Source organism: Mycobacterium sp. IDUB_37, assembly GCF_055419245.1.
In genome coordinates this window covers 190,901-213,699 of record NZ_JBVAXG010000011.1, presented here as the reverse complement: position 1 = coordinate 213,699, position 22,799 = coordinate 190,901, and the positions used below count along the sequence as shown (strand labels likewise).

Below are 22,799 nucleotides of genomic sequence, written 5' to 3'. Positions count from 1 at the left end.
GGGTCGCCGAGCAACGCACAGTCACCGTCGCCGTCGCCGTCGCCGTCGCCGTCGCCGTCGCAGAACTGTTCTACAACAGCGAGTTTCGCTGGGTCCGCCTGAAAACACGGGCACGACCATTGCGGTCGCGCTCGAACCATCCCACAAACCACCGATGCCGAAAACGTTCTGCAACAAGACTTTCGAACCGAGAACACATCTGACCACGGGATGGGCGCCGAATAGCGTTGTTCTGCGTATCTCGCCTTGGACGTGCTTCAGTATCCGGCCGCGATGGCCGAATCCCGTTCTTGAAGCAAGGTGTAGCGCGGCTCAAGCCAACCTGCCCGTTCCTTGAGCCGCAGTGCCGGCACTGCGACCCCCCCGCTTTCAAGAATGACCCTCAGGGCCCGCCGTGCTTGAGCCATCGACATAAGTCCTGCTGTTTGGCCGAGAAACTGATGGTCAGCGTTGAGGCGAACCAATCCGAGACGCTCGGCGCCGACGCCCGTGTCATCCAGAGCAGCGAAGGGATCCATCAGGACAAGCGTGTCGGTCGCAGTCGCTATCCGGGTCAGCACCTCGGCGACCAACCATGCGCCTAGTTCGTGACCTCGAAGGGGCTCTGCGGTGGCCACCATCGTGACGAGGAGAACTTGATTGATCGGTGCCGCATTACGAAATTGTTCCTGCACAACGGGATTGATGTGATTGCCGTCAAACAACACCCCGAAATGCGCGACATCCGTCGGAAGCGCATCAAGCAGACCCGCGATCGCATCCTCACCGGTGCGAATGGTGAGAAAATCCACGTAGCCGACGAGCACTTCCGGTGTGTCCTCTCGATCGGCATACGCCATCGCGAGTTCAGCGCGCCAGCTCAATAGCGCATCGAAGTAACCGTCCCTCGTGGACGTGATCCGCAGTGTGGGGGCGAATAGTGCACCCGGCGGCATGGTGAGCGCGGCGCGATCCGCGCCCGGCGTCGTTGCGCTGCAACTTGCTGCGCCCCAGTCCTTGGCGGAATCGATCTGCGGAAGATCGCTGCCCGTACGAGCAGTGTCCTCAGGCATTTTCATCTCCGCACCACCGCGATCATGACTCCATAATCGCTACCTTTAGGTGCAAAGTCTTGACTGCCGCGCGTGAAAATCCGATACGATTTTGTTCTAAACGAACAAAGATTACGGGAGCGGGGATTCAGAAGGCACTTCTGCGGCTGCTCCTGCGACGTGATCAGGGTTGCCGGAGCAGACGGCAAGATCAACCAAGTCCTCCAGAGCCAGGGGGCCTGGGGTTGCAGGACCAATGATGGTGGGAGCCGGCGACGCCAAGTCCCCCGTCGCCACCGACCCCTCCAACAGACCAAGTCCACACCCGCGAGTCAACTGAACTCGGGGAAGTCCCGACCTTCGCAGTCGAGCGAGTTATAGGACACTGCTACTCTCGGCGGCGATTGCAGCGTTGTTTCAGATACCGGGAACGTCGTGGAATATTCGTTTGATCCGCCGGAACGATCTGCCGATCCCTGGATACCGGTGCTGGTGGGGGACAGATTCGCTTGCCAACAACTTTGCGGACGGTCCCTCAACGGCGGGATGCTGCGATTCCACGACTCACGATCGGGCCCGATCGGCCAGCAACTTGTCGAGAAGGCGTTTCGTCCTCGTCAAGGGCTGCAGGCACATGTCTTCGCTTATGACTGGCTCGCAAGACAATTCGCGATCACAAGTTCGCTCACGTCAGATGGCGCGGTTGATCGCGCTGGGGCATCTCGCACCGTCGTGGTCCTAGACCCATTCGATATGTCGATCACACCGTGGGTCGACGCCAACCAATTCGAGAAAGCGCTCGCCGCTCCGCTTATTCAAGAGCAGCTACATCCCGCCTTGTTTGAGAGTTGGCTCCTGGAAGCTGGCGTCGACCGGCTTACTCTCGACCACTGCGCTGGCGCGACTGTGCCCGCGTTTTATGGCGGAAAACGGGAACTAAACAATCTGCATCACGACGATATCGACGTATTTCTCACTTTCACGTTGCAGCTATGGGCCCACGGGCAGAGCAGTCCACCTGGGTCACCACCACCTCGACTGCGTCTGCGCAGCGACGAGTGAGCGTTCCCGCATCACACCAACGCGCTGCGGAAATAGGCGCCGCCGAATCCTCTTGCCCCACCACTTCTCTCACACAACCGTCATGCTTGAGTCAGGCTTTCGGCCTCGCCGGGGGCGGTGCCGAGTCCCCGGTATTTCCTGGTGACGATGACGGTCTAGAGTCATCGTCGCAGTTTCAGGCGAGCGGCATAGCTATGCATTTAGGCCGAAAGAAGGTCGTGAGGAGCGCCAAGAAATTAAGCCTGAAATTAGCTGGCGACCGTCTAAAGCGTCGCCATCGCAGAGTGTTTCAGCATCACTGAGCGACCTAGCCGCCTGGGCGCGATCGGGTCTGCCGCACGATCAGGTGACAGTTCAGTCACGCGGCCTGACTGGCCGGTGTGGTCATGATTGCTTCGAATTCGATTGGGGTCAACCGTCCCAGTGCTGTCTGGCGTCGTCGGCGGTGGTAGGTCCGTTCGATCCAGGTGACGATGGCGATCCGCAGTTCCTCCCGGGTTTTCCAGCGGCGGCGGTCCAGAACGTTTTTCTGCAGCAGGCTAAAGAAACTCTCCATGGCCGCGTTGTCGCCGGCCGCACCGACTCGGCCCATCGATCCGACCATCTCGTAGCGGCCCAGCGCGTGCACGAAACTCCTTGACCTGAACTGAGATCCGCGATCGGTGTGCAGAATGCACCCAGCCACTTCACCGCGGCGTGCCACCGCATTGCTCAGCGCGGTAGTCGCCAGCCGCGACTTCATCCGTGAGTCCATGCAGTACCCGACGATCCGGTTGGAGAACTCGTCCTTAATCGCGCAGAGGTACAGCTTGCCTTCACGTGTGCGATGCTCGGTGATATCGCTGAGCCACAACTGGTTTGGCCCTTCTGCGGTGAAGTCGCGCTCAACAAGATCATCGTGCACCGGCGGACCCACTTTGCCGTTCTTGCCACGTTTCTTACCGAACGCACTCCACAGGCGATGCTGCGAGCAGATCCGCCACCCGGTGCGCTCAGCCATCGGTTCACCGGCCTCACGCGCCTCCTCGACCAGGAAGCGGTACCAGAACTCCGGGTCATCGCGATGGGCGTCGAACAATGCATTGGCTCGGTAAGCCTCGGTGACCTCAGCGACGGTCACCGGATTGGCCCGCCAGCGATAGTAGGGCTGGCGGGCGAGCTTGAGTACCCGGCACGACACCGCGACGGGGATTCCGTCGGCGGCGAGCTCATTCACGAGCGGGTAAAGCCTTTTCCCGGCAAATTGGACTGCGACAGATACGCCGCAGCGCGGCGCAGCACTTCGTTTTCTTGCTCGAGCAACTTGATCCGGCGCCGCGCTTCACGCAGCTCAGCGGATTCAGTGGTACTGGTCCCGGGCTTGGCGCCCTCGTCAACGTCAGCCTGGCGAATCCACTTGGTCAACGTCATCGGGTGAACACCGAAGTCGGTGGCGATCTGCTCGATCGTCACACCGTCATCGCGGTTACGGGCAACCCGGACAACATCGTCACGGAACTCACGGGGGTAGGGCCTAGGCACACTGACATCCTTCCAGCCCGCCCGTCAGGGCAAGCCAACTCAGATGTCACCTATCCGTGCAGCAGACCCAAATTCATGACGCCGAGGTTGCACGGGAACGCTCGTGCTTCGCCGACTCAACCAGGTTGGCAAGCACTTTTGGTGCCTGGAAGACCCTGGCGATACAGGTACTTCCACACCCCGGAATAACAGATCTCACGGGCGTATTCGCGCGACCATCGACCACCTGGGGGTACAGGTTAGTCGGCCGTATGCAGTGCAGCGGCGAAGTCCGCGAGAGCCCCATCAATGCGTGTGGCGTCGCCGGTGATCATCAGGTCCAGGTGCAGTCCGCGAACAATTGCGATAAGGACGGTCGCTTCGGACCTCGCCGCTACCGGATCGCATCCGGTGGCGATCAATTGATTGGTGACAACCTCAAGCCAGTCGTCGAGAGCTGTGCGCGCGATCTCAGCGATCCGCTCGTGGCGAGAGCCACGGGCGAGTTCGAACAGCAAGCTGAACTGTCGCTGTAATTGGGGATCACGAGAGTACGCCCAGGCCGCACGCAACACCTCGGCAGCTGACCTGGGGGGTCGCGATGAATCAACGGCTTGGAAGTAAGTGACGTAGCCGTGCCGAATGTTGTCAACGATTTCCCAAAGCAGATCGTCCTTTGAGGCGAAATGTCGTAATAAGGTGGCGTGGGTTACCCCCAGCTGGCGCGCCAGGTCTCGTAACGAGAAGTCGATGCTTCGTTGATTTAGGACGAATTCTGTTGCCGCAGCGAGCAATTCGGGTCGCCGATGCTGGTGGCGAGTCGTTCTGCCATCGACCCTCTGTGGCTCCACCGTTGAACCTCTCCACTATGCGTACCGAATGGTTTACATAACCAGCTGGTACTCCTATAATTGGGCTTCGTCACGTCGGATGAGAGTCGCAGCGCGCGAACGAGTAGCGCTCCGGGAGCGTTCTGCATGCACTCGATGTCGGATGCCCGTGGTGTTACGTCTGGAAGTTATCAGAGGGGGAAGGCGATTCTGATGGCGATTCTGCTGGTCACCTACGTGGGGGATGATTCGAGCCGATTCGACCGCAACCGGTACGACACCCACCACATTCCGCTCGTCGAACGCGCGTGGGGCCCGTTCGGTTTGCAGCGCACAGAAGTGTTCTGCGCCATCGACGCCGGCCGCGCTCCGGACATCGTGGCCATCTGCCTGTGCCACTTCGCCGACCGGAAGGGCCTGGAGCAGGCGCTGGCGGATCCAGGGTCTGCAACAGTCGCGGCGGACATCGCGACCTTCACTGATATTTCGCCAATAAGAACCATCGTTGCCGCAGGCGGTGCCGGCGTCGAACGCTCGACGAACTGAAAGGATTCACCATGAAGCGAGCCACTCTCGGCGGTCTCGAAGTGTCAGCACAGGGTCTGGGCTGCATGGGGATGAGCGAATATTACGGTGCCTCCGACTGGGACACCAGTATCGCCACTATCCGTCATTCCATCGACGTGGGGGTCACCCTGTTCGACACCGCCGATCAGTACGGCGCAGGGCACAATGAAGTTCTGGTTGGCCGCGGGATTGCGGGTCGGCGAGACCTCGTCCAGATCGCCACGAAGTTTGGCATCGACCGCAGCAGCGGCGACGACAGGCGCGTTCATCGTGGCGATCCGCCCTATGTGAAGCGGTCCTGTGAGTCCTCCCTTCTGCGCCTGGGCGTCGACCACATCGACCTGTATTACTTGCACCGGCCTCCACAGAACGCCGAGATCGAGGAGACGATCGGAGCAATGGCTGAGCTGGTGGAGGCGGGCAAAGTCCGACACCTGGGTCTCAGCGAGGTCAGCGCCGAGCTACTGCGTCGGGCCCACGCGGTGCATCCGATCGCTGCGGTGCAGAGCGAATACTCCCTGTGGACAAGAGATGTCGAGCAGGTGACGCCGGTGATGGCGGAGTTGGGCATCGGCCTGGTCCCGTACGCCCCTTTGGGCCGGGGATTTTTGACAGGATCGGTGCAGACCGAGAAATTGGACCGCAACGACTTTCGTGCCCGCAATCCAAGGTTCACCGGTGACGCCAGCCAACAAAATCAGGTTATCGCCGACACGGTCCGTGCCGTCGCTGAGCGACTTGGCGTACTGCCCGCACAAGTGGCATTGGCCTGGGTGTACGCACAGACGGCGCGTCTGGGTATTTCGGTGGTGCCTATCCCTGGGACACGCCATGCGGATCGGCTCGATCAAAACATCGCCTCACTCGACGTTGAGTTGGATGCCGATGCACTGGAAAGACTGCAGCCGCTCAGCGATCTGGTGAGTGGCGGTCGCTACGCCGATCAGGCCATTCGCTGAGGGCAACCATGCAGATCACCGGAAATACGATTTTCATTCCTGGGTCCACCAGCGGCATCGGACTCGCATTGGCAATTGCGTTGCACAAGCGGGGCAATACCGTCATTGTCGGCGGCCGGCGCACCGATCTGCTCGACGACATTGCCGCCCAGAACCCCGGCATCGACACCGTGCAGATCGACACGACTGACGCAGTGAGCATTTTGACCGCCGCCAGGACCGTCGAGGCACGTCACCCCGCTCTCAACGTCGTCATCATCATGGCCGGCGTCATGCGCATAGAAGACTGGCACCGGCCGGCTACCTTCCTTGACGATGCCGAAGCTGTAGTCATCACCAACCTTCTCGGGCCGATCCGCGTTATCGCGGCGTTCATCGAACACCTGCAGAAGCAGTCGGCCGCTACCATCATCACTGTTTCTTCGGGGTTGGCCTTTGCTCCGCTGCGAATCACCCCCAGCTACAACGCGTCCAAGGCCGCCATTCACATGCTCACCGAGTCACTGCGACTGCAACTGGCCGACACCTCCGTCTCGTTGAAGGAGTTGGAACCGCCGTCGGTGGCTACGGATTTGCTTCCTGGTCAGCGTGAAAGCTCTTTCGCTATGCCGTTGGGGGAATTTATCGGTGAGGTTATGCAAATCCTTGAGAACGACCCCGACGTGAAAGAGATCCAGGTCGAGCGGGTGAAGTCCCTCCGCTACGCGGAGGTGCGCGGGGACTACGAGACCGTCGTGCGCACCCTCAATGCCACGGACCCGCACGGCGATTCTTAATACGCCGCCCGCGCCTGCTGCGGCGCACACTGGTTCGGCTAGCGCGGAACACTGGTGGAAGGCTCAGTTCGGTTGCCGCCGAGAGCATTTCGAATGTAACATCGCACCGTCCGGGGTAACCGCGATCACCATGGCTGTCTTGGCGTTGCTCGGTGGCGTCGCCAATTTCGTACTTGCTGTGGTGCTGATCGCGGCGGGCGGCGACAACGTGTCCCACCGCGACACCATGCCCGGCTGGTATCACCCGACGATCTATGTCATTGGCGGGTGCGGGTTCATCATGGCCGCGCTGCTGCTGGCCGGCGGCGTGATGACGTTGCTGCGCAAACGGTTCGGGCCGCCACCTGTTGACAAGTCCAGACTTACACAACGGTTACACCGTTACAGATAACACTGTTCCCCACGATGCAAACCACGTCCGTAACCGTCTTACACACCCCTCAAACTGTTATAGACAACGCCGCGGCAGATCCGCCGGACTGTCCGGCGACACAGTCGCCGCCACGCTTAAGCAAGCCGCGAGCAAAGTTGTCCTGCTCTTGAGGTGTCAGTACGCCGGGGTCGCCGTTCTCGTTGAACTGGTGCGAGCGCCGATTCAGGGTCCGCCATGACGGTGAACCGGCCGTTTCTCACCGCCGGAGTGTGCAATCCAACGACGGCGTGTGCGCATCAACGCATCAACGACACAGACGTCTCGGCTCTCGTTGGCGGGCGGGTGCAAACAATTGGTTTTGCTCAACAGCTCAACAAATTTGGGGTAGTCGACTACTCGTTACTTCCGTACCAGGCGGTCCTAGCGTCACGAAAATGTCGTACGTCATCGCGGTGCCCGAGTACATGTCCTCTGCTGCAGCTGATCTGGCTGATATTCAGTCGATGTTGGGCGTCGCCAATAGCGCGGTTGCGGCCCCGACCACGAACCTGCTGGCCGCCGGCCACGACGAGGTCTCGGCCGCTGTTGCCGCCCTGTTCTCGTCGTACGGTCAGGGTTTTCAGGCGCTGAGCGCGCAGGCGAGCGCGTTCCACGACCAGTTCGTCCAGGCTTTGGCGGCCGGTTCGCTCTCGTACGCCGGGGCCGAAGCCGCCAGCGTGGGGCCTTTACAGCCGCTGCTGGACTTAATCAACGCGCCGACCCGGCTGTTGCTGGGACGGCCGCTTATCGGTGACGGTAACAACGGAGGCACGGTCAACGGGATCGGCCAACCCGGCGAAGCCGGAGGACTGCTCTTCGGCAGTGGCGGTTCAGGTGGTGCCAGCACAAGCCTCGGAGCAGCCGGCGGTCGCGGCGGGGACGCCGGACTGTTCGGCGCCGGTGGTAAGGGCGGCCCCGGCGCCTCAGGTGGCGGGATCGGCGGTGCTGGCGGCGTTGGCGGCGCTGGCGGTTTGCTATTCGGCAACGGCGGTACTGGCGGGACTGGCGGCACCGGAGGCACCGCCGGCGTCAGTGGATCCTTCGGCGGAATGGGCGGAAGTGGTGGCGCCGGCGGCGCGAGCGGTCTGTTCGGCAACGGTGGTGCCGGCGGCGTTGGCGGAAGCGGCGGAGACGCCTCGCAGAGCAACGGAGCCAGTCAAAACGGCGGCCGGGGCGGAGTTGGCGGCGCCGGAGGTGCGGGCGGCCTGTTCGGCACAGGAGGCGACGGCGGAGCGGGTGGACTTGGCGGTAAAGCGAATGCCGCCGGAGCCGCCATCGCCACCGGTGGTACGGGCGGCTCCGGGGGCGCGGGCGGCAGCGGGCACTCACTGATCGGCGATGGCGGGCACGGCGGGTCCGGCGGGCAGGGTGGAGATGCAGTTGCCGGGATACGCCAAGGCGCCCACGGCGGTGCCGGCGGCGTCGGCGGAGCCGCTGGATTCATCGGCTCCGGTGGTGCCGGCGGCCATGGGGGCGTGGTTGGTAGCGGATCCGGGAGCGCAAACGGGGGTGCGGGCGGCAACGGCGGCAGTGCCCAGTTGATCGGCAACGGTGGAGACGGCGGTGCCGGCGGCGGCAGCAGCGATTCGTTTCGGCTCGGAAAGGGCGGCACCGGAGGCACCGGAGGCACCGGAGGCAAGCTGACCGGTCAGTCAGGATTGCACGGCTAGCGACAACAGACGTTCGCTCCCGCCAATCAGCAGTGCACAGTCGCCGGGTTGGACAGTGAATGGCAGCAGCAGTTACTACTGCTAGCGCCCAGCACCGTCAACCGCGACAAGTGAAGCTGAAGCCCGCGGCGACCGAGTTCGTGAGGCACGGCGGTCACCCATCTCAGATGAACCACGTCGACCATCGGTCAACGGCCGCGAGCACCTCCACGCCACTAAATTGCCAACTTCATGTCGCATCCGACATTTTCCGACATTTGGTTTTGGCAAAACGACACGATAAATGGCAACCGACAACATCTGTCGGTTGCCAATCTTCGTGTCATCATCCAGCTCCCCTACCTGCGGTTCTGAGGGCTTGCCACGCATTATGTCGGATAGGTTTTTGCCAACTTGATGTCGAATCCTGTAACCAGGCGGCCTCGATCGGATTTTCGCTGCGTGCAGGCGCAACCGCCGGGTTTTGTTGGGTGGTCGGCTGGACACTCGCTAAGGAAACGCCGGCTGCGGCTTGCCGACACGATTTTCGTGTCAATCAGTAGTCGTTAGTAGATCGCGAACGCGCCCGGTGTGAAACCGGCTGCACCGCAATTATTTTCGGCACAAACGCAGTTGTGCCCTCAGCTTCCTGCTCGTGGAGCTCGATCCTCTATTGGACGGTCACAGGTCACGCTCCCGCTCGACCCGATGGCAGTTGCCGGTGCGATCATAGGAGTGGTCGGGATGTCTAACGGGCCACATCCTGGCCACACGTCGCGCCGTACCCGGCGATCCACAAACTCCGGTGCGGGCAGCCGTTAGAGCCAAGGCAGTTGAACCGACAGTCGGTGTCAGGCGTACAGAGGCCGCAACCGGTCACACCGCCGACCAAGCCGAAATTGGACGAACCGAACCCGCTCAGCGACGCACGGGTCACCCTGCGCGCCAAGGCCCGTGCCACATCGCACTCACCCGCGCCTCGCTGTAGTCGGATCTGATGTCCGCGGTCGCCATGTAACTTCACGGCCGACTTCATCGATCTGCAATCCCGGCCAACGCAATAAGTATCAGTAGCGACCAGACCGTCTCTGTATCACGATGCACTGCAGCGTATTTCGTGACTCCGACAAATTCCTGCCAACGAAAATTATGTTAGTCAAAAGACGCCGTTTTCATCTGATGAATCATCCAATCGGCAGGCTCTTGCGGCGTCGGTGCCTGGTCGCGGCGGCGCTTTAGTGGCTGCGTCGCAACGGAATTGCGTACCACAACGACATACGAATACCGCAACCCCGCGGATGGTGCCCTGCTAGTTGTTAGCCAAGTCCCCGACGGGGAGGCTGCCTCGTGAGCCGACGCAGCTCTAGTGCGCGGAATCGTCACCGACGGTCGTGCTCACGGCGATCGTCAATACGTTCGCGGTCACCGAACACATGCCAATCCGAGGAGAAGCCCAATACAAAGCCGTCTTCAACGATATCGGAGCTCTCAAACCCAGAAGTGACGTGATACTCCACCGTGCCCGAATAGGGGCGGTGTCGACGATATCGACATCCGTTGGAGTCCCCTCATGCTCTGACCGCTCCGGCGGAACAGCCGGATGACTCGGGCCGCACCAGCGGCTATTCGCGGGCGCCGTGGCTTCAGAATGTTTGTTGGAGTGAGTATCTGGCGTTCACGGCCCCTAGGACGATCGCGCCACGATCAGCGGGGTGCGTACTGCGTTGAGGACCGCATTACTAACCGAACCCAGCATCATTCCAGTCAAGCCACCTCGGCCGTGACTACCGACAACGACCAGCTGGGCAGATTCTGACTGCTCGATGAGTTGACGAGCCGGCCGGTCGCGAACAACAAGCCGCTGTACGGATACATCGGGATACCGCTCTTGCCAGCCCGCCAAGCTTTCGGACAGATTCCGCTGGGCCTCTGCCTCGACCGCCGACCATTGCAAACCGGGAAGTTCGAAGATCTCAAAGTCGCTCCACACGTGAAGTGCCCGCAGCCCGACACCACGACGCGAAGCTTCGTCGAACGCGACAGCGATCGCAGGTTCTGAGGCTCGCGAGCCGTCGATTCCAACCAGCACGGGCGCTTGCAGAGGGTGTGGCATCAATGGGTCTTCGTCATGAATGACTGCGACAGGGCAACTCGCGCGTTGCGCTACATCGGAACTGACCGAGCCGAGCAAGGCACGAGCGATCGCTCCGCGACCATTGCTGCCGACAACGAGAATCTCCGCCTCTTCTGACAACTTGACCAAAGCCGCCACTGGGGGTGAAACCCTCAACTCGCTAAAGATGTCCTTACGGGACATCCGCGTGGCGTCCTCAGCGATCTTGACGGCCTCGTCGAGAATGCGGCGGCCGTCGTCCTCCTGCACTAACACAACTGCGTTTCGTATCGGGATCTGCGGGAACGTCGTGACGCACGTGCTCGCCATGTGGACCAGGGTCAGCGGAACATCGCGTAGAGCGGCGTCGCGCGCCGCCCAGCAGACAGCGAAGTTCGACGCGGGCGACCCGTCGACTCCGACGATGACGCCAAAACCTTTTGCGGCTCCGGACATTTGCCCTCCTTAACATCCATCACCGAAAACGGTACGAACCCGACGCCGGTCGGTCAGGAGGCCTTAGTCACTGACCAAATGGTCGTGAGACCCTATTACTCCGCCTGGGCTCCATCGAGGACTTACTCATCGTTGGCGACGGCAACCGCGCGTCAACGGTGAGCCAACCACCGAGCGCGCCAATTTCGCTGTAAGACAACACTATCGCCGCAAAGTAGGGTGTCGATGCCTGATTCCCGAGTAGTACCTGGGCTCCATCTACTCGATCGCGACGACTACCTGACCGATGCGACTAAATGCCCTTGCAACCTTCGGGAGTTTGGAGTTCGCTGCGAGGTGATGGCACAAGAACAGCCGGCAGCTCCGGCCCGCAATCTGGCCGTGGACTTCTACCGAGTATCCGGGGTCGTCCTCATCGTGCTTGGACATTGGCTGGCAGGATCCGTGACCTACCACGACGGGCACTTCGGTCGTCAGAACCCGCTCGTCGATATTCCCTGGACGCAGTGGTTGACGTGGCCTTTTCAAGCTGTCCCGATCTTCTTTCTAGTAGCCGGTTATGCCGGCGCCCTGTCGTGGACGCGTCGTTACGGTGGCGACGTTGCGTCGCGCGATACCTGGCTTCGGCATCGACTAGCGCGAGTTCTCGGACCCACGGCAATGTACGTGGGCCTGGTGTCTGCAGTTGTGCTAGCGCTGGACCTCAGCGGCGTGGCGGGTTCAGTGCTGCAGTACGCAGGCTGGGCCGTGGCAATGCACCTCTGGTTTCTCGCAGTCTACCTCCTGGTTGTATCCCTTACTCCAATTGCGTTTGCGGCACAACAGCGTTGGGGCCTGCTGGCGCCTGCCGCGTTCGGGTTGGGAGTGGTGGTAATTGACGCGGTATCGCGCGGTGCCCACATCCCCTACATCGGCTGGCTCAACTACCTGTTGTGCTGGGGCCTTCTCTACCAGCTTGGAATCGCTTGGTACCAAGGGCTATTGACGGGTCGCAGACCGGCAGTCGTCGCTATTTGTTCGGCGGTCGCGCTGGCGCTACTGATTTGGTCTGGCCTGTATCCGGTGAGCATGATCGGTGTCCCCGGCCAGTCGGTGCAGAACACCACACCTCCGTCGGTTGCCATGTTGGCGTTCGCTCTAACGCAGGCCGGACTTGCGGTCGGCCTAACGCCGCTACTCAACCGGGTGTTGCGCGTCGGCTTCACACCGAAGGTCCTGCAAGCTGCCAATAGCAGCGTTATGGCGCTTTACCTTTGGCATATGGTCCCCGCCGTCGTCCTGGCGTTCATCGCCTACCCAGCGGGACTCCTACCTCAACCGGTCGAGGGCACAGCCAGTTGGTGGTTCGCCCGTCTGGAGTGGGCCGCCATACTCAGTCTGGTCACCGCACTCGAGCTGTCAGTGTTGTGGTCGCTGCGCCGTGTTTCCGCGGCCCCGTCGCCGTGCATCGGGATAAACGTCGCCGTTCGCTGGACAGTGCCAGGACTGCTGGCCGGCATGGCGATGACGATCTACGGTCTGGCCTTTCTTGCCGCGTACGGCTTCGCTCCCGACGGTCGTTTTCCTTGGATCATTGCGCTGATCTTTGCCGTTGGTTTGGTGATCATTGTGATTCGCCCGACGAGGGTCGATCGGCAATCGAAAGAGCTTATGCTTTAGCGGGCCGCCGAGGTCCGCGACTTCGTTTCTTCGATTCAATCTGTTCGCCAATGCTGTTCGGCACCGTCGTACCGCGGGAACTTGATCGCCGCGGGCCTCGGCCGGTGCGGCTGGCCCTGACCATCCGCGCCACTCCCTCCTCGATTCCCTTCGCGAGCACTTCTATGTCCGGAGCGGTGTCGTAGTCGGCGGTGATACCAAAGATGAACTGGTCAGCGTAGCTAACCATCGCTATACCGGTACGTAACTGCAGAGCGATCGGAGGGACGGGTAGGACTTCCAGCACGTCACGGCCCATAAGTTGAAGGCGCTCCCGTGGACCAGGAACGTTGGTGGCCAGTGCGACGACTGCCCGCTGAGGCAGCCGCGCCAGCAAGCGAATGGTCCAGGAAGAGAGCGAGAAAGGGATGAACTTGGTCGCCGCAAAGACTGCGCTGGCACCTTCGCGCTGACCACTGGCTTTGGCGCGGGAGAGGCGTGTGTGTACCAACTTCAGGCGACGTATCGGATCGCCCTCATCGACCGGCAGCATTGGCAGCATCGCCGAGACTTGGTTGTCGGTCACGCTGAAGTGGCTGTTTGTGCGCATCGAGACCGGAACCAACGTACGGAGCATGTTGTGGCTGGGTTCTTCTCCGCGATCGAGCAGCATTCCACGAAAACTGTCGGTGATCGCGGCCAGTGCAACGTCATTGAGTGTCACACCGTGTTTGCGCGACACCGCTTGTATGTCGGCCAGCGGCACTCGCGCCGCACTATATCGCCGCATTGTCGTTATCGATCCGTTCAACGAGGATTCCGGCGCGCGGGTGAGGAGACTGCCGGTTAGCTCGGCTGCGCCCACCACGGCGTGTTCCGCTGCGGCGACGGCGCCTAACGCACCTTGCCCAAGACGGCTGACCCACCTCATTGGGTTCAAGCCAACGCTTTTGACACTTTCCCCGCTGCTTGCCGGCACCTTCGCGGCGCGGATGTCGGTAGCGAAAGAATCGCCGCCGCCGTTGTCGCTGAGTTTTCCCAGCATTTGTGTCGTGGCGATTCCATCTGCGATGCAGTGATGCAGCTTGGTCAGCACAGCCCAACGGTTTTCGCGAAGGCCTTCGATGAAAAAGCACTCCCACAGCGGGCGCTCGCGGTCCAGTCGCCGTTCCATCACGTTGGCTATCAGCTGGAATAGTTCGGTGTCGCCACCGGCAGCCGGTAGTGCGAGGCGGTGCAGATGGTGCGCGATGTCGAAGTGGTGGTCCTGCGCCCACTCCGGTGGACGCAGATCGAGTGGATATGTTCGCAGGATTTGTGTACAGCGGGGAATTGACTGCACGCGTTCAGCAATAGTCGCAACGAACTCGTCGTAGCTCGGAGCAGGTCCTTCGATAATTGAAATTCCGCCCACAGCTAGGCTGACATGGGGGTCGGAGTCTTCGACGTTCAAGAAGCCCGCGTCGAGCGCAGATAGTTGTTCCATCCCTTCACTCTCTCTGTTCTGAGACCGTGCGGTTAGGGTCGGAAGTCCTTGGCATCATGGGCCGAGGTGCGGTTCTGTTCTCGTATTCGCTTGAATGCCCCCATCAAGGACTTGTATCAGTCTGCGCTGCGCAGGGAACAGCTTGCGAGCGGAGACCGCTCAGCGCACAGCGTAAAGTGCAGCGGCGTACTAAGTGACCCCACCACCTGTTCGCAGTAAATGCCTGGGCAGTCAGCTTCGGTGCGCAAGTTGACCAGACATCGCGAATCGCTGGCGCAGGTCTACGACGCTGCGCGTTCTCTACGTCGTCGCCGCGGTGCACTTGTCTTCAGGTAGCCTGCCGCCAAGCGCGGCAGGCTACCTCTAGTGAGTCCTGCTGAGGACCAGAGGTTTCCACCTGGAGCGCAGTGTTCCAACCGTTGTATTGACCGGCTAGCGCCGACGCGATCTCCGGTGTCACATCGGAGTTTCCGGGTCGCCTTTTCCTAATCCGGTCGGCTGCGGCGTTATCGGCGACGATGCACTCGAGTTCCAAGAGCGTCGAATGTGTTTCAGCCGCAATGTCTTGCGCCGCTCTGCGGTTCGCGGCATCACGCCATGTGCCGTCGAGAATCGCTGATTGCCCATCAGATAGGCGCTCACGCGCTCGCCGCAAGACTTCCCGGTAGACTGCGTTGACGTTTTCCGTGTTGTAGAGTCCGTGGTCCAAGACTCCCTTTTGCCCACTGATTGCGCCCCGCTCCCGCAACTCCTGGCGGACGGCGTCTGTCGAGATAACCTCAGCGCCAAAGGTTTTTGAAATCTCCTGGGCCAGAGTGGACTTGCCGGTGCCAGGGTTTCCACCGACCAACGCAAGTCGTACGGCTCCACTCTCGAGGTGCCGGGTGGCTATGGCAAGGTGTTTGACAGCATCTGCGGCGGCCATTGCCCTGCCCTGCGAGAGTCGGATGCAGTCGACTTTCGCTCGTACCACTGCACGATACGCAATGTAGAAGTCCCACAGCGATTGTGGTGCCGAGGCAGCGGAATACTCACTGTATCGAGCCTGGAAGTGGTTACTGAGGTCCTTACGGTCGAGAAACTCGAGATCCATTGCCAGAAAAGCGGCGTCGTCGACGCAGTCGACATAGCGGAGTCTGTCGTCGAACTCAAGGCAGTCGAGGATGGCGGGTTGGTTATCCACCCAGAATATGTCGTCGGAAAGCAGGTCGGCATGGCCGTCCACGATGCAATCTTCGGTGACCCGCCGGTTGAGCAAATGCCCTCGGCCAGCGATGAACTCAGAGGCCAGGTGTTCAATCCGCGCGATTGATTCGTCGCAGAAGACCGGTCCGGCGAAGCGGTGCAGTTCAAGAAGATTCTCATTCCAACGTTGCCCGATGGCTTCAGCCGCACCCTGACCCGCGATGAGCGAGCTGCGCTCGGCACGCTCGTGAAAATCAGCCAGCACCGCGGCGATGGCATCGAGTACATTTCTCGCCAGGTCATCCTCGTCGCCAGCGTTAGTCCGTGTGACCAAAGCCGAGAGCCGGTCGTCATCGTGATACCGGCGCATCACCACGAAGGGTTCGGCCGGCCCTCCGGCCGGATCATCAAGGTGCGCAATCCCAATGTAGGTCTGGGGCGCCAGGCGGCTATTTAACTCAACTTCGCGACGGCACGCCTGCTCGCGTTGTTCCGGTTTCCGGAAATCAAGGAAGTCGGTGAGCACCGGCTTCTTTCCCTTATACGCTCGCTCGCCGGCCAGCATCACCAAACCGGTATGCGTTTCGCGAACTTCGACGTACGGTTTCGAGTCAATCGTCGCCGGAACAGGGGACTTCGCGCAGGCGACCAAGGGAGTCATCGATAAAGTCCTATCTAGCGAGCACTTCTCCTGAAGGAAGATCAGGTTGGCGAGCGACAATCACGGGCGTGCGCACCGAATGCACGACCGCGTTGCTGACCGACCCCAACAGCAAGCGGGTCAACGCACCACGGCCGTGACTACCCACGACGACGAGTTGGGCGGTACGCCCCTCCTTAACCAGTCGCCACGCAGGCTGATCGCACAGCACGATACGGTGCACTGCCACATCGGGATAACGCTCTTGCCAACCTGCGAGGCGTTCCGCTAAGGCCCGCTCGGCTTCGTCTCTGAATGCTGACCAATCCACGCCCGGAATCTCGTATGCCTCAATGTCACTCCACGCGTGAACCGCTTTCAGATCAACGCCACGACGAGACGCTTCGTCGAACGCGATGGCCGTCGCAAGCTCCGAAGCTGGCGAGCCGTCAATCCCCACGACGACGGCACCGTTCTCGAGATGAGCGGAATGACGTTCAGTGGGATCATCGTCGTGAATCACCGCAACAGGGCAATTCGCCCGTCGCACCAGCCCCGAACTGACCGAGCCGAGCAAACCGCGGGCCACCGCTCCTTGTCCCCGACTGCCCACAACCACCATATCCGCGTCTCGCGACAGCTCAATAAGTTTGGGCGTAGGAGAAGAGCTGATCAGCTCACTGGTAACGGTGATGTTTGCGACATCTTCGGCGATCTTCATCGCATGCCGAAGGACCTGGGCACCGTCTTCTTCGCGCCACCTCGAGAGGCCGGTGACGGCTGGCAGCTCTGCGAATGCCGGCGTCAAATTCACCATATGAACCAAGGTCAAGTGGGCACGGCGCGGTGCAGCGTAGCGCGCCGCCCAGCAGATCGCCGCATTCGAGGCGGCGGACCCGTCAACACCGACAACGACCCCGTTACCCTGCACCCTGGTAAACACTTTCGGTCTCCTCCGACGACTATCTTGAAAACGCTAGTAAGTTGGCAGTCGCCCGTCGTGAGTCTTTAGTCCTCAACACTTAGACGTGAACGGTTGTCGTGGAAACAAAGTCGGATTGACTCAATGCCCCTGCCCCACGACGCATTGACTCCGTTCAGATATGTGCTGGACTGAACTTTTCGTGCGGGGCCGACTCATCATCCTCGGCAAGGCTGAAGTAGCTCTCCTCTTCCTGAACAAAGTGCAGGCGCAGCAAGGCGTATAGACCGTAAAGACAGGCAAGCAAGTCGTTGACCTGATAGGACTGTATGGAACCCTCTGCCCGGGCCACTGCAAGGTGGGTCGCGATGCGGTCGGCCAATTTCTTGATCTCGGCGTGTGTACGGCTCATCGTCGCCGTGGCTTCGCCGCTGCGCAGCGGGCGTGCCAACGCCGGGTACAGTTCGGCTTCCTCGGCTTGTTCGTGAGGCACGATGCGTTCGCTCAGTAATGTGTGCGCCGCGGTCAACATGTCGAGGGCCCCAGCGTCTGGACCAGCGGCCAGCCGATCCGCACAGGTGCGCAACGACTCGATGGTCTCGCGGAGCTGATCATGTTCGGCATCGAATCGGTGCAGCAGTCGCGTGGTGTCTGAGGTCAGCGCCAACTCTGTGGATCGGTTTCCGCCAAGCGCGCGCAGAGCATTGAGGATTACCGCCAAGTCGATAGCTTCCTGTAGCAGGGCTCCGCCTGCGGGCGCCAACCAACCTAGCGCCGCGATCGCCATGGCGAACAACGACAGACTCATTCCAGCCACGGCGCTCTGGACTGCGATGCGACGTGACCAGCGTGCGATGTCCATGGCGTCGGCGAGTCGATCGAGTCGATCGGTGGTGAGAACTATGTCGGCGGCTTCTGATGACGCGGTGGCGCCTCGGGCTCCCATCGCGACACCAACCGTGGCGGCCGCGAGTGCCGGCGCATCGTTGATGCCGTCACCCACCATCACGGTCACCGCCCGCTCGCTTTCCGCTTGAACGGCAGCGAATTTGTCGGCAGGGGTCTGGTCGGTGAACACCTCGTCAAGCCCCAAGACAGTGGCGACCTCCCTGGTGGGTTCGGCGCGGTCGCCGGTCAGCAGAATCAGTCGGTTGAGTCCGGCCTGACGTAGCCGACGCATGGTGCGGGGCGCTTGACGACGCAGCGGATCCCGTAATAGCACTGCCCCCATCGGATTACCGTCGATGCAGAGCCAGGAGACCGCCGCATTGTCTAGTCGAGCGCGGTTGACCGCGGCCCGCGCCCAGGGGACGTTCACGGCGTCAGCCGGCAGCTTGCCGACGCTGGCCCGATGTCCGTCGACGGTCGCGACGACTCCACGGCCCGGTTGTTCGGCGACGTCGATAGGCGGTGATAGATGCATGCCCCTGTTGAGCGCCTCGGTCACGATTGCCTCGGCAAGCACGTGCGGAGAGAACTGGTCGATTGACGCCGCCTGCCGCAATATCTCCATCGCATTTGCGCCAGGGGCGGCGATCACGTCGACGACCGAGGGTTTTCCCATGGTCAAGGTACCGGTTTTGTCCATCACCAAAGTTGTTGCATGCCCCAGGTTTTCCAATGCCCCCCCTCCTCGAATGACGACTCCGGCGCGGGATGCACGAGATAGGCCGGCGACAATGGCGACCGGTGCAGCCAGCAGCAAGGGGCACGGCGTTGCCACTACCAGGACTGCGACGGCTCGTACAGCCGACCCGCTGGCGAGCCAGGCTGCTCCGGCCAAGAGCAACGCCACAGGCAAAAACCACGCCGCAAATCGGTCAGCCACCCTCACTACCGGGGCACTATCGGCACTGACCTGCTGAGCCATCCGCACAATCCCGGCATACGTGCTCTCCTCGGCAGTTGCAGTCGCACATAACTCAAACGCACCGCCGGCGTTGACGACACCGCTTCGGACAGGACCGCCGACTGGACGCTCCACCTGAACCGATTCGCCCGTCAACGCTGACTCATCCAGCACGGCCACCGTGTCAACGATGCGTCCGTCCACCGGAACCACCTCACCGGGGCCGACGACGAGAGCGTCATCAACGGCAACTTGGTCCAATGGAATCGAGCTGAACCGTGTTCCCTCGCGTCGCCGGGCGAACCGTGGAGCGTGCCGGAGCAGAACGCGCAGATCGCGTGTCGCGCGGCGCTCAGCGGCGGCGTCCAGTGCGCGTCCACCGGCCAGCATCACCGCGATCAACGCGCCCGCCAGGTGCTCGCCCACCATCAGGGTGCCGACCAAGGCCAGAACCGCGATGAGGTCAACGCCGACGCGCCCGCGACGTAGCGTTAGCGCCCCCCAAATGACCGCGGGCGCGATGGCAACAGCTGTGCCTGCAATCCAGCAGCGATCAGCGACTAAGTACTCGCCCAACAGCCAGGCGATCCCGCCGGCACCCAAAGCGCCGACGGTGACTGCGACGAGAGTCGCTTCACTCAGACTGCGTAGCAGTGCATTTCGACCAGAATGTAACTTCGCCGATTCGTGGACAGCCGGCGTTCTCCGTTCCGACGTGGACATGCACTCAACCCGCCTCGAATGTCAATTGATCTGTCGCGCAGACACTTTTGGTATCGCTACGACGGGCGAGCGACTATTACCGGGACGTGCGACGAGTGCAGGACGGCGTTGCCAACGGAGCCAAGGAGGACCCCCGTCAAGCCACCCCTGCCATGACTACCCACGATGACAAGCTGCGCGGACTCCGATTCCTCCACCAAGGCCCGAGCCGGATGATCAAGAACAACAACCTTGTTCACTATCACGTCGGGGTACCGCTCACGCCAGCCCGCCACATACTCCGCCAGACTGATCTCTGCTTCAGACCTCCACTCCACCCACGGAATCTGGTAAACCGCCATGTCGCTCCAGGCATGCAGAATCGTGAGTTCGACTCCACGGCGCGATGCTTCGTCGAATCCCAAAGCCAGTGCAAGTTCGGACGCCGGCGAACAATCAATACCCACCAACACGGGAGCGCGATTGGAATGCGGCTTCCATGCGGCCTCGTCGCGTATGACGGCGACGGGGCACTTGGCGGTGCGCGCAACACTCGCACTGACCGACCCCAGCAACACTCGCTGCAACGCACCTCGGCCAGTGCTGCCGACGACGACCATGTCAGCGTCGGCGGACATGTCGACAATCGTGGGCACCGGCGGCGAAGCCTTTACTTCGCTGACGATTGTGATCGTGCCGGCTGCCGACGTGGCATCGTTTGCGATCTTCACCGCTTGCTCGAGAATTTGTCGACCGTCGTCCTCTTGCCACATGGCGATGCCCTCGGGCAGTGGCAGCTGTGGGTAAGTCGAGACGATCGTCTTGAGACCGTGTACCAATGTCAGGGGCACATGGCGCATAAGAGCTTCGCGCGCGGCCCAGGAAACCGCAGCATTTGATGGGGCCGATCCGTCGACTCCCACGACGATTCCGTGGCGCTTCAAGGTCGCGTTCATGGCGTTCTCCTCCTGTTGTTCAGCGAAAACGCTACTGCGCCAACAGGCGTGGGTCGTGGGTCTTTAGTCCTCACCCACACAGCCATCAGGCCTCTCATAGCTAGCGGGGCGGCATGCGAGGATGCACTTCGGTGAGCGCGTCGTCTACCTCGAGCACACATTCAGTGCTACTGGTTGTGACTAACGTCGGCGGATGACCGGAAGTGGACACCGTCAGTTCCTCGCCACCTTTGACCTCAGCGGTCAGGCAGCGGAACCGTCCAACAGACCCGAGCTCCTCCCTCAGCAGAATTTGCGATTTCGCAACTCCCGCCGAGTCTTTCGGCACGGTATGCCATGTTCGCCAGACCGCTGGACCTTTGGTTGTCGACAGGCAGACCGCAGCCGTTGTCATTGATGACCAACGTCAACATGTCAGCTGCGCTGACGTGCACAGTTAATCTCGATGCACCCGAATGTCTTACGGCATTACTGATTGCCTCGATAGCGACTGCTTCAGCGTTCTCGGCTAACTCACCGTCGATCGCGCCCATCGGCCCATCCATATGGACAGTGGTGACGATGCCACGATCCTCGGTGAGATCGGCAATGATTCGTTGAATGCGGTAACGGAAACCGCCGTCGGAGCCCACCGGCAGCTTCAGTTGAAAAATTGTCGTGCGGATCTCCTCGATGATGGTCTGCAGATCATCCAGCGTGCGCGTCAATCGGTCGGCAACCTCGGGAGATCGAGCTCTGGCCAAGGTTCCCTGCAAATCCATTCCTGCGGCAAACAGCCTTTGAATGACGTGGTCATGGAGGTCGTGTGCGATGCGCTCTCGCTCCGCGAGGATAGTCAGCTGTCGCGTATTCTCGCGGCCCGACGCGAGAATTAGAGCTATCGCGGCATGGGTGGCGAACTGACTCACCAGATCCAAATCACTCGTCTCAAACGGCTGCTGGTGCGCGTCACGCGCGAGCGCGATGACCCCGGCCGTTTCGTCGTGAGCGCTCAATGGCATGACAATGGCGGAGCGCTGTCCAACGTCGGTAAATGCCTGAATCGGATAACTCAAAGATTCAGTGATCACTGCTGTGCCAGAGCGAAAGACGGACCCCGTGGTCGAGCCGTCAACTGGCACCCGCTGTCCTATCACCTCTGCAGCGTGTTTCCCGACGGCCGCCGACACAACCAGCGCCTCGACTTCGTCAGCCGGCAAGTCTGGCTCGAGTGGGACCAACACAATCGCCTGCTCGGAACCGGTGAGCGCACACGCGCGTTCAGCGATCAATTGCAGCGGGCGTTGCTGCGACTCGCCGCTGGACAGGAGGGCGGTGGTGATTTCCCTGCTGGCATTCATCCACTTCACCGAAGTGCGTTCGCGGGCGAATACTTGCGCGTTGTCGATGGCGACTGCCGCGGCGAAAGCCAATGCCCGAGCGGCGAATTCATCAGATTGGGAGAACACCCGCACGGGGTCGGCATGGGTCAGGTAGAGGCTGCCGAAGACCGTCCCGCGGATAGTTATCGGCACCCCGAGGAAAGCGCGCATGGGCGGGTGATGTTCAGGAAACCCGACTGCGGCAGGGTGCGTCGTCAAATCTTGCAAGCAAAGCGCGGGCGTCTCGACGAGGGATATGCCGAGAACTCCCTTGCCCACCGGCAAGTGTCCGATCTGCAGTGCAGTCTCGTCGTCTATCCCGGAGTGGACAAATGACAGCAGAGTTCCCTCGGGATCCCGAACGGCAAGTGCCCCATAGGGCGCCGACGTCAACTCCCTGGCTGCGAGGATGATTCGGCGCAAGGTTGCGTCGAGGTCCAGGTCCGACCCGATTTCGACGATGACGCGCAGCAGTCGTTCCGTCTGGTCGCGCGCAGCCAAGAGCTCATCCAGTTGCTGGTGCATCCTGTTCAACAGGGCAGGTTGTCCCAATCCAGCAAAAACTGAACCACTATCGTCGTTTGCCACCCGACCCGGCACCTCCACGACGGCATTGAGCCCAGGGCAATTAGCACTGCAGAGCAGTGCCAGATTGCCTCAATTAGCGTACTCGCAGGTTTCGTGGACGGCTATGGTCACACAGGC

Annotated in this window: 16 protein-coding genes and 1 pseudogene; 7 read left to right on the top strand and 10 right to left on the bottom strand. The window is 61.3% G+C overall.

The window, feature by feature from the left end; translation table 11 throughout:
- Positions 1-257: 257 nt before the first annotated feature.
- On the bottom strand, positions 258-1,052 hold the full coding sequence (locus ACZY1I_RS28180) for a hypothetical protein (RefSeq protein ID WP_463760320.1): 795 nt from the start codon (positions 1,050-1,052) through the stop codon (positions 258-260).
- A gap of 414 nt (positions 1,053-1,466) precedes the next feature.
- Here ACZY1I_RS28180 and ACZY1I_RS28175 point away from each other — a divergent pair, with 414 nt between their 5' ends.
- A complete protein-coding gene (locus ACZY1I_RS28175) occupies positions 1,467-2,093 on the top strand; it encodes a hypothetical protein (RefSeq protein WP_463760318.1) in 627 nt (208 codons plus the stop codon).
- A gap of 358 nt (positions 2,094-2,451) precedes the next feature.
- Here the strand turns inward: ACZY1I_RS28175 and ACZY1I_RS28170 are convergent.
- Together ACZY1I_RS28170 and ACZY1I_RS28165 are read right to left on the bottom strand one after the other, a co-directional pair.
- Positions 2,452-3,614, bottom strand: a protein-coding gene (locus ACZY1I_RS28170; protein WP_463760316.1) for an IS3 family transposase whose coding sequence is annotated in 2 segments (ribosomal slippage) — positions 2,452-3,327 and positions 3,330-3,614 — 1,161 coding nt in all. Because the reading frame shifts where the segments join, the coding sequence is not laid out codon by codon here.
- Positions 3,615-3,853: 239 nt separating this feature from the next.
- Complete coding sequence (locus ACZY1I_RS28165) at positions 3,854-4,387, bottom strand: TetR/AcrR family transcriptional regulator (protein WP_463760313.1); 534 nt, start codon at positions 4,385-4,387, stop codon at positions 3,854-3,856.
- Between the two features lie 249 nt (positions 4,388-4,636).
- On the opposite strand from ACZY1I_RS28165, the gene ACZY1I_RS28160 reads away from it, so the two are divergent.
- From ACZY1I_RS28160 to ACZY1I_RS28140, 5 genes and pseudogenes are all read left to right on the top strand, one after another.
- The gene (locus ACZY1I_RS28160; protein ID WP_463760311.1) at positions 4,637-4,969 is read left to right on the top strand and encodes an EthD family reductase; all 333 of its coding nucleotides are present in this window, start codon (positions 4,637-4,639) and stop codon (positions 4,967-4,969) included.
- 11 nt (positions 4,970-4,980) lie between these two features.
- Positions 4,981-5,949 carry an aldo/keto reductase gene (locus ACZY1I_RS28155; protein WP_463760308.1) on the top strand — a complete coding sequence of 323 codons (969 nt, stop codon included), beginning with the start codon at positions 4,981-4,983 and terminating at the stop codon, positions 5,947-5,949.
- 8 nt (positions 5,950-5,957) lie between these two features.
- Complete coding sequence (locus ACZY1I_RS28150; RefSeq protein WP_463760305.1) at positions 5,958-6,725, top strand: SDR family oxidoreductase; 768 nt, start codon at positions 5,958-5,960, stop codon at positions 6,723-6,725.
- Between the two features lie 130 nt (positions 6,726-6,855).
- The gene (locus ACZY1I_RS28145) at positions 6,856-7,116 is read left to right on the top strand and encodes a hypothetical protein (RefSeq protein WP_463760302.1); all 261 of its coding nucleotides are present in this window, start codon (positions 6,856-6,858) and stop codon (positions 7,114-7,116) included.
- A gap of 416 nt (positions 7,117-7,532) precedes the next feature.
- Positions 7,533-8,804 (top strand): annotated as a pseudogene (locus ACZY1I_RS28140) (PE family protein); the annotation flags it as partial.
- A 1,666-nt stretch (positions 8,805-10,470) separates the two neighbouring features.
- Here the strand turns inward: ACZY1I_RS28140 and ACZY1I_RS28135 are convergent.
- Positions 10,471-11,355, bottom strand: coding sequence for a universal stress protein (locus ACZY1I_RS28135; RefSeq protein ID WP_463760300.1), 885 nt, complete (start codon positions 11,353-11,355; stop codon positions 10,471-10,473).
- Between the two features lie 339 nt (positions 11,356-11,694).
- Between ACZY1I_RS28135 and ACZY1I_RS28130 the strand changes: the two genes are divergently transcribed.
- Positions 11,695-13,014, top strand: a complete 1,320-nt coding sequence (locus ACZY1I_RS28130) for an acyltransferase family protein (protein ID WP_463760298.1) — start codon at positions 11,695-11,697, stop codon at positions 13,012-13,014.
- Here the strand turns inward: ACZY1I_RS28130 and ACZY1I_RS28125 are convergent.
- The 6 genes from ACZY1I_RS28125 to ACZY1I_RS28100 all read right to left on the bottom strand — a co-directional run bounded on the left by ACZY1I_RS28125 (position 13,004) and on the right by ACZY1I_RS28100 (position 22,619).
- Positions 13,004-14,479, bottom strand: a complete 1,476-nt coding sequence (locus tag ACZY1I_RS28125) for a WS/DGAT/MGAT family O-acyltransferase (RefSeq protein WP_463760296.1) — start codon at positions 14,477-14,479, stop codon at positions 13,004-13,006. The genes ACZY1I_RS28130 and ACZY1I_RS28125 overlap by 11 nt on opposite strands.
- 328 nt (positions 14,480-14,807) lie before the next feature.
- Positions 14,808-16,325, bottom strand: coding sequence for a bifunctional aminoglycoside phosphotransferase/ATP-binding protein (locus ACZY1I_RS28120; protein ID WP_463760294.1), 1,518 nt, complete (start codon positions 16,323-16,325; stop codon positions 14,808-14,810).
- Between the two features lie 10 nt (positions 16,326-16,335).
- Positions 16,336-17,247 (bottom strand): universal stress protein, encoded by a 912-nt coding sequence (locus tag ACZY1I_RS28115; protein WP_463760292.1) that lies wholly within the window; start codon positions 17,245-17,247, stop codon positions 16,336-16,338.
- 154 nt (positions 17,248-17,401) lie between these two features.
- Positions 17,402-19,798 carry a heavy metal translocating P-type ATPase gene (locus tag ACZY1I_RS28110; RefSeq protein ID WP_463760289.1) on the bottom strand — a complete coding sequence of 799 codons (2,397 nt, stop codon included), beginning with the start codon at positions 19,796-19,798 and terminating at the stop codon, positions 17,402-17,404.
- A gap of 56 nt (positions 19,799-19,854) precedes the next feature.
- A complete protein-coding gene (locus ACZY1I_RS28105) occupies positions 19,855-20,733 on the bottom strand; it encodes a universal stress protein (RefSeq protein WP_463760286.1) in 879 nt (292 codons plus the stop codon).
- Positions 20,734-20,969: 236 nt separating this feature from the next.
- The gene (locus ACZY1I_RS28100; protein ID WP_463760400.1) at positions 20,970-22,619 is read right to left on the bottom strand and encodes a sensor histidine kinase; all 1,650 of its coding nucleotides are present in this window, start codon (positions 22,617-22,619) and stop codon (positions 20,970-20,972) included.
- Positions 22,620-22,799 lie beyond the last annotated feature (180 nt).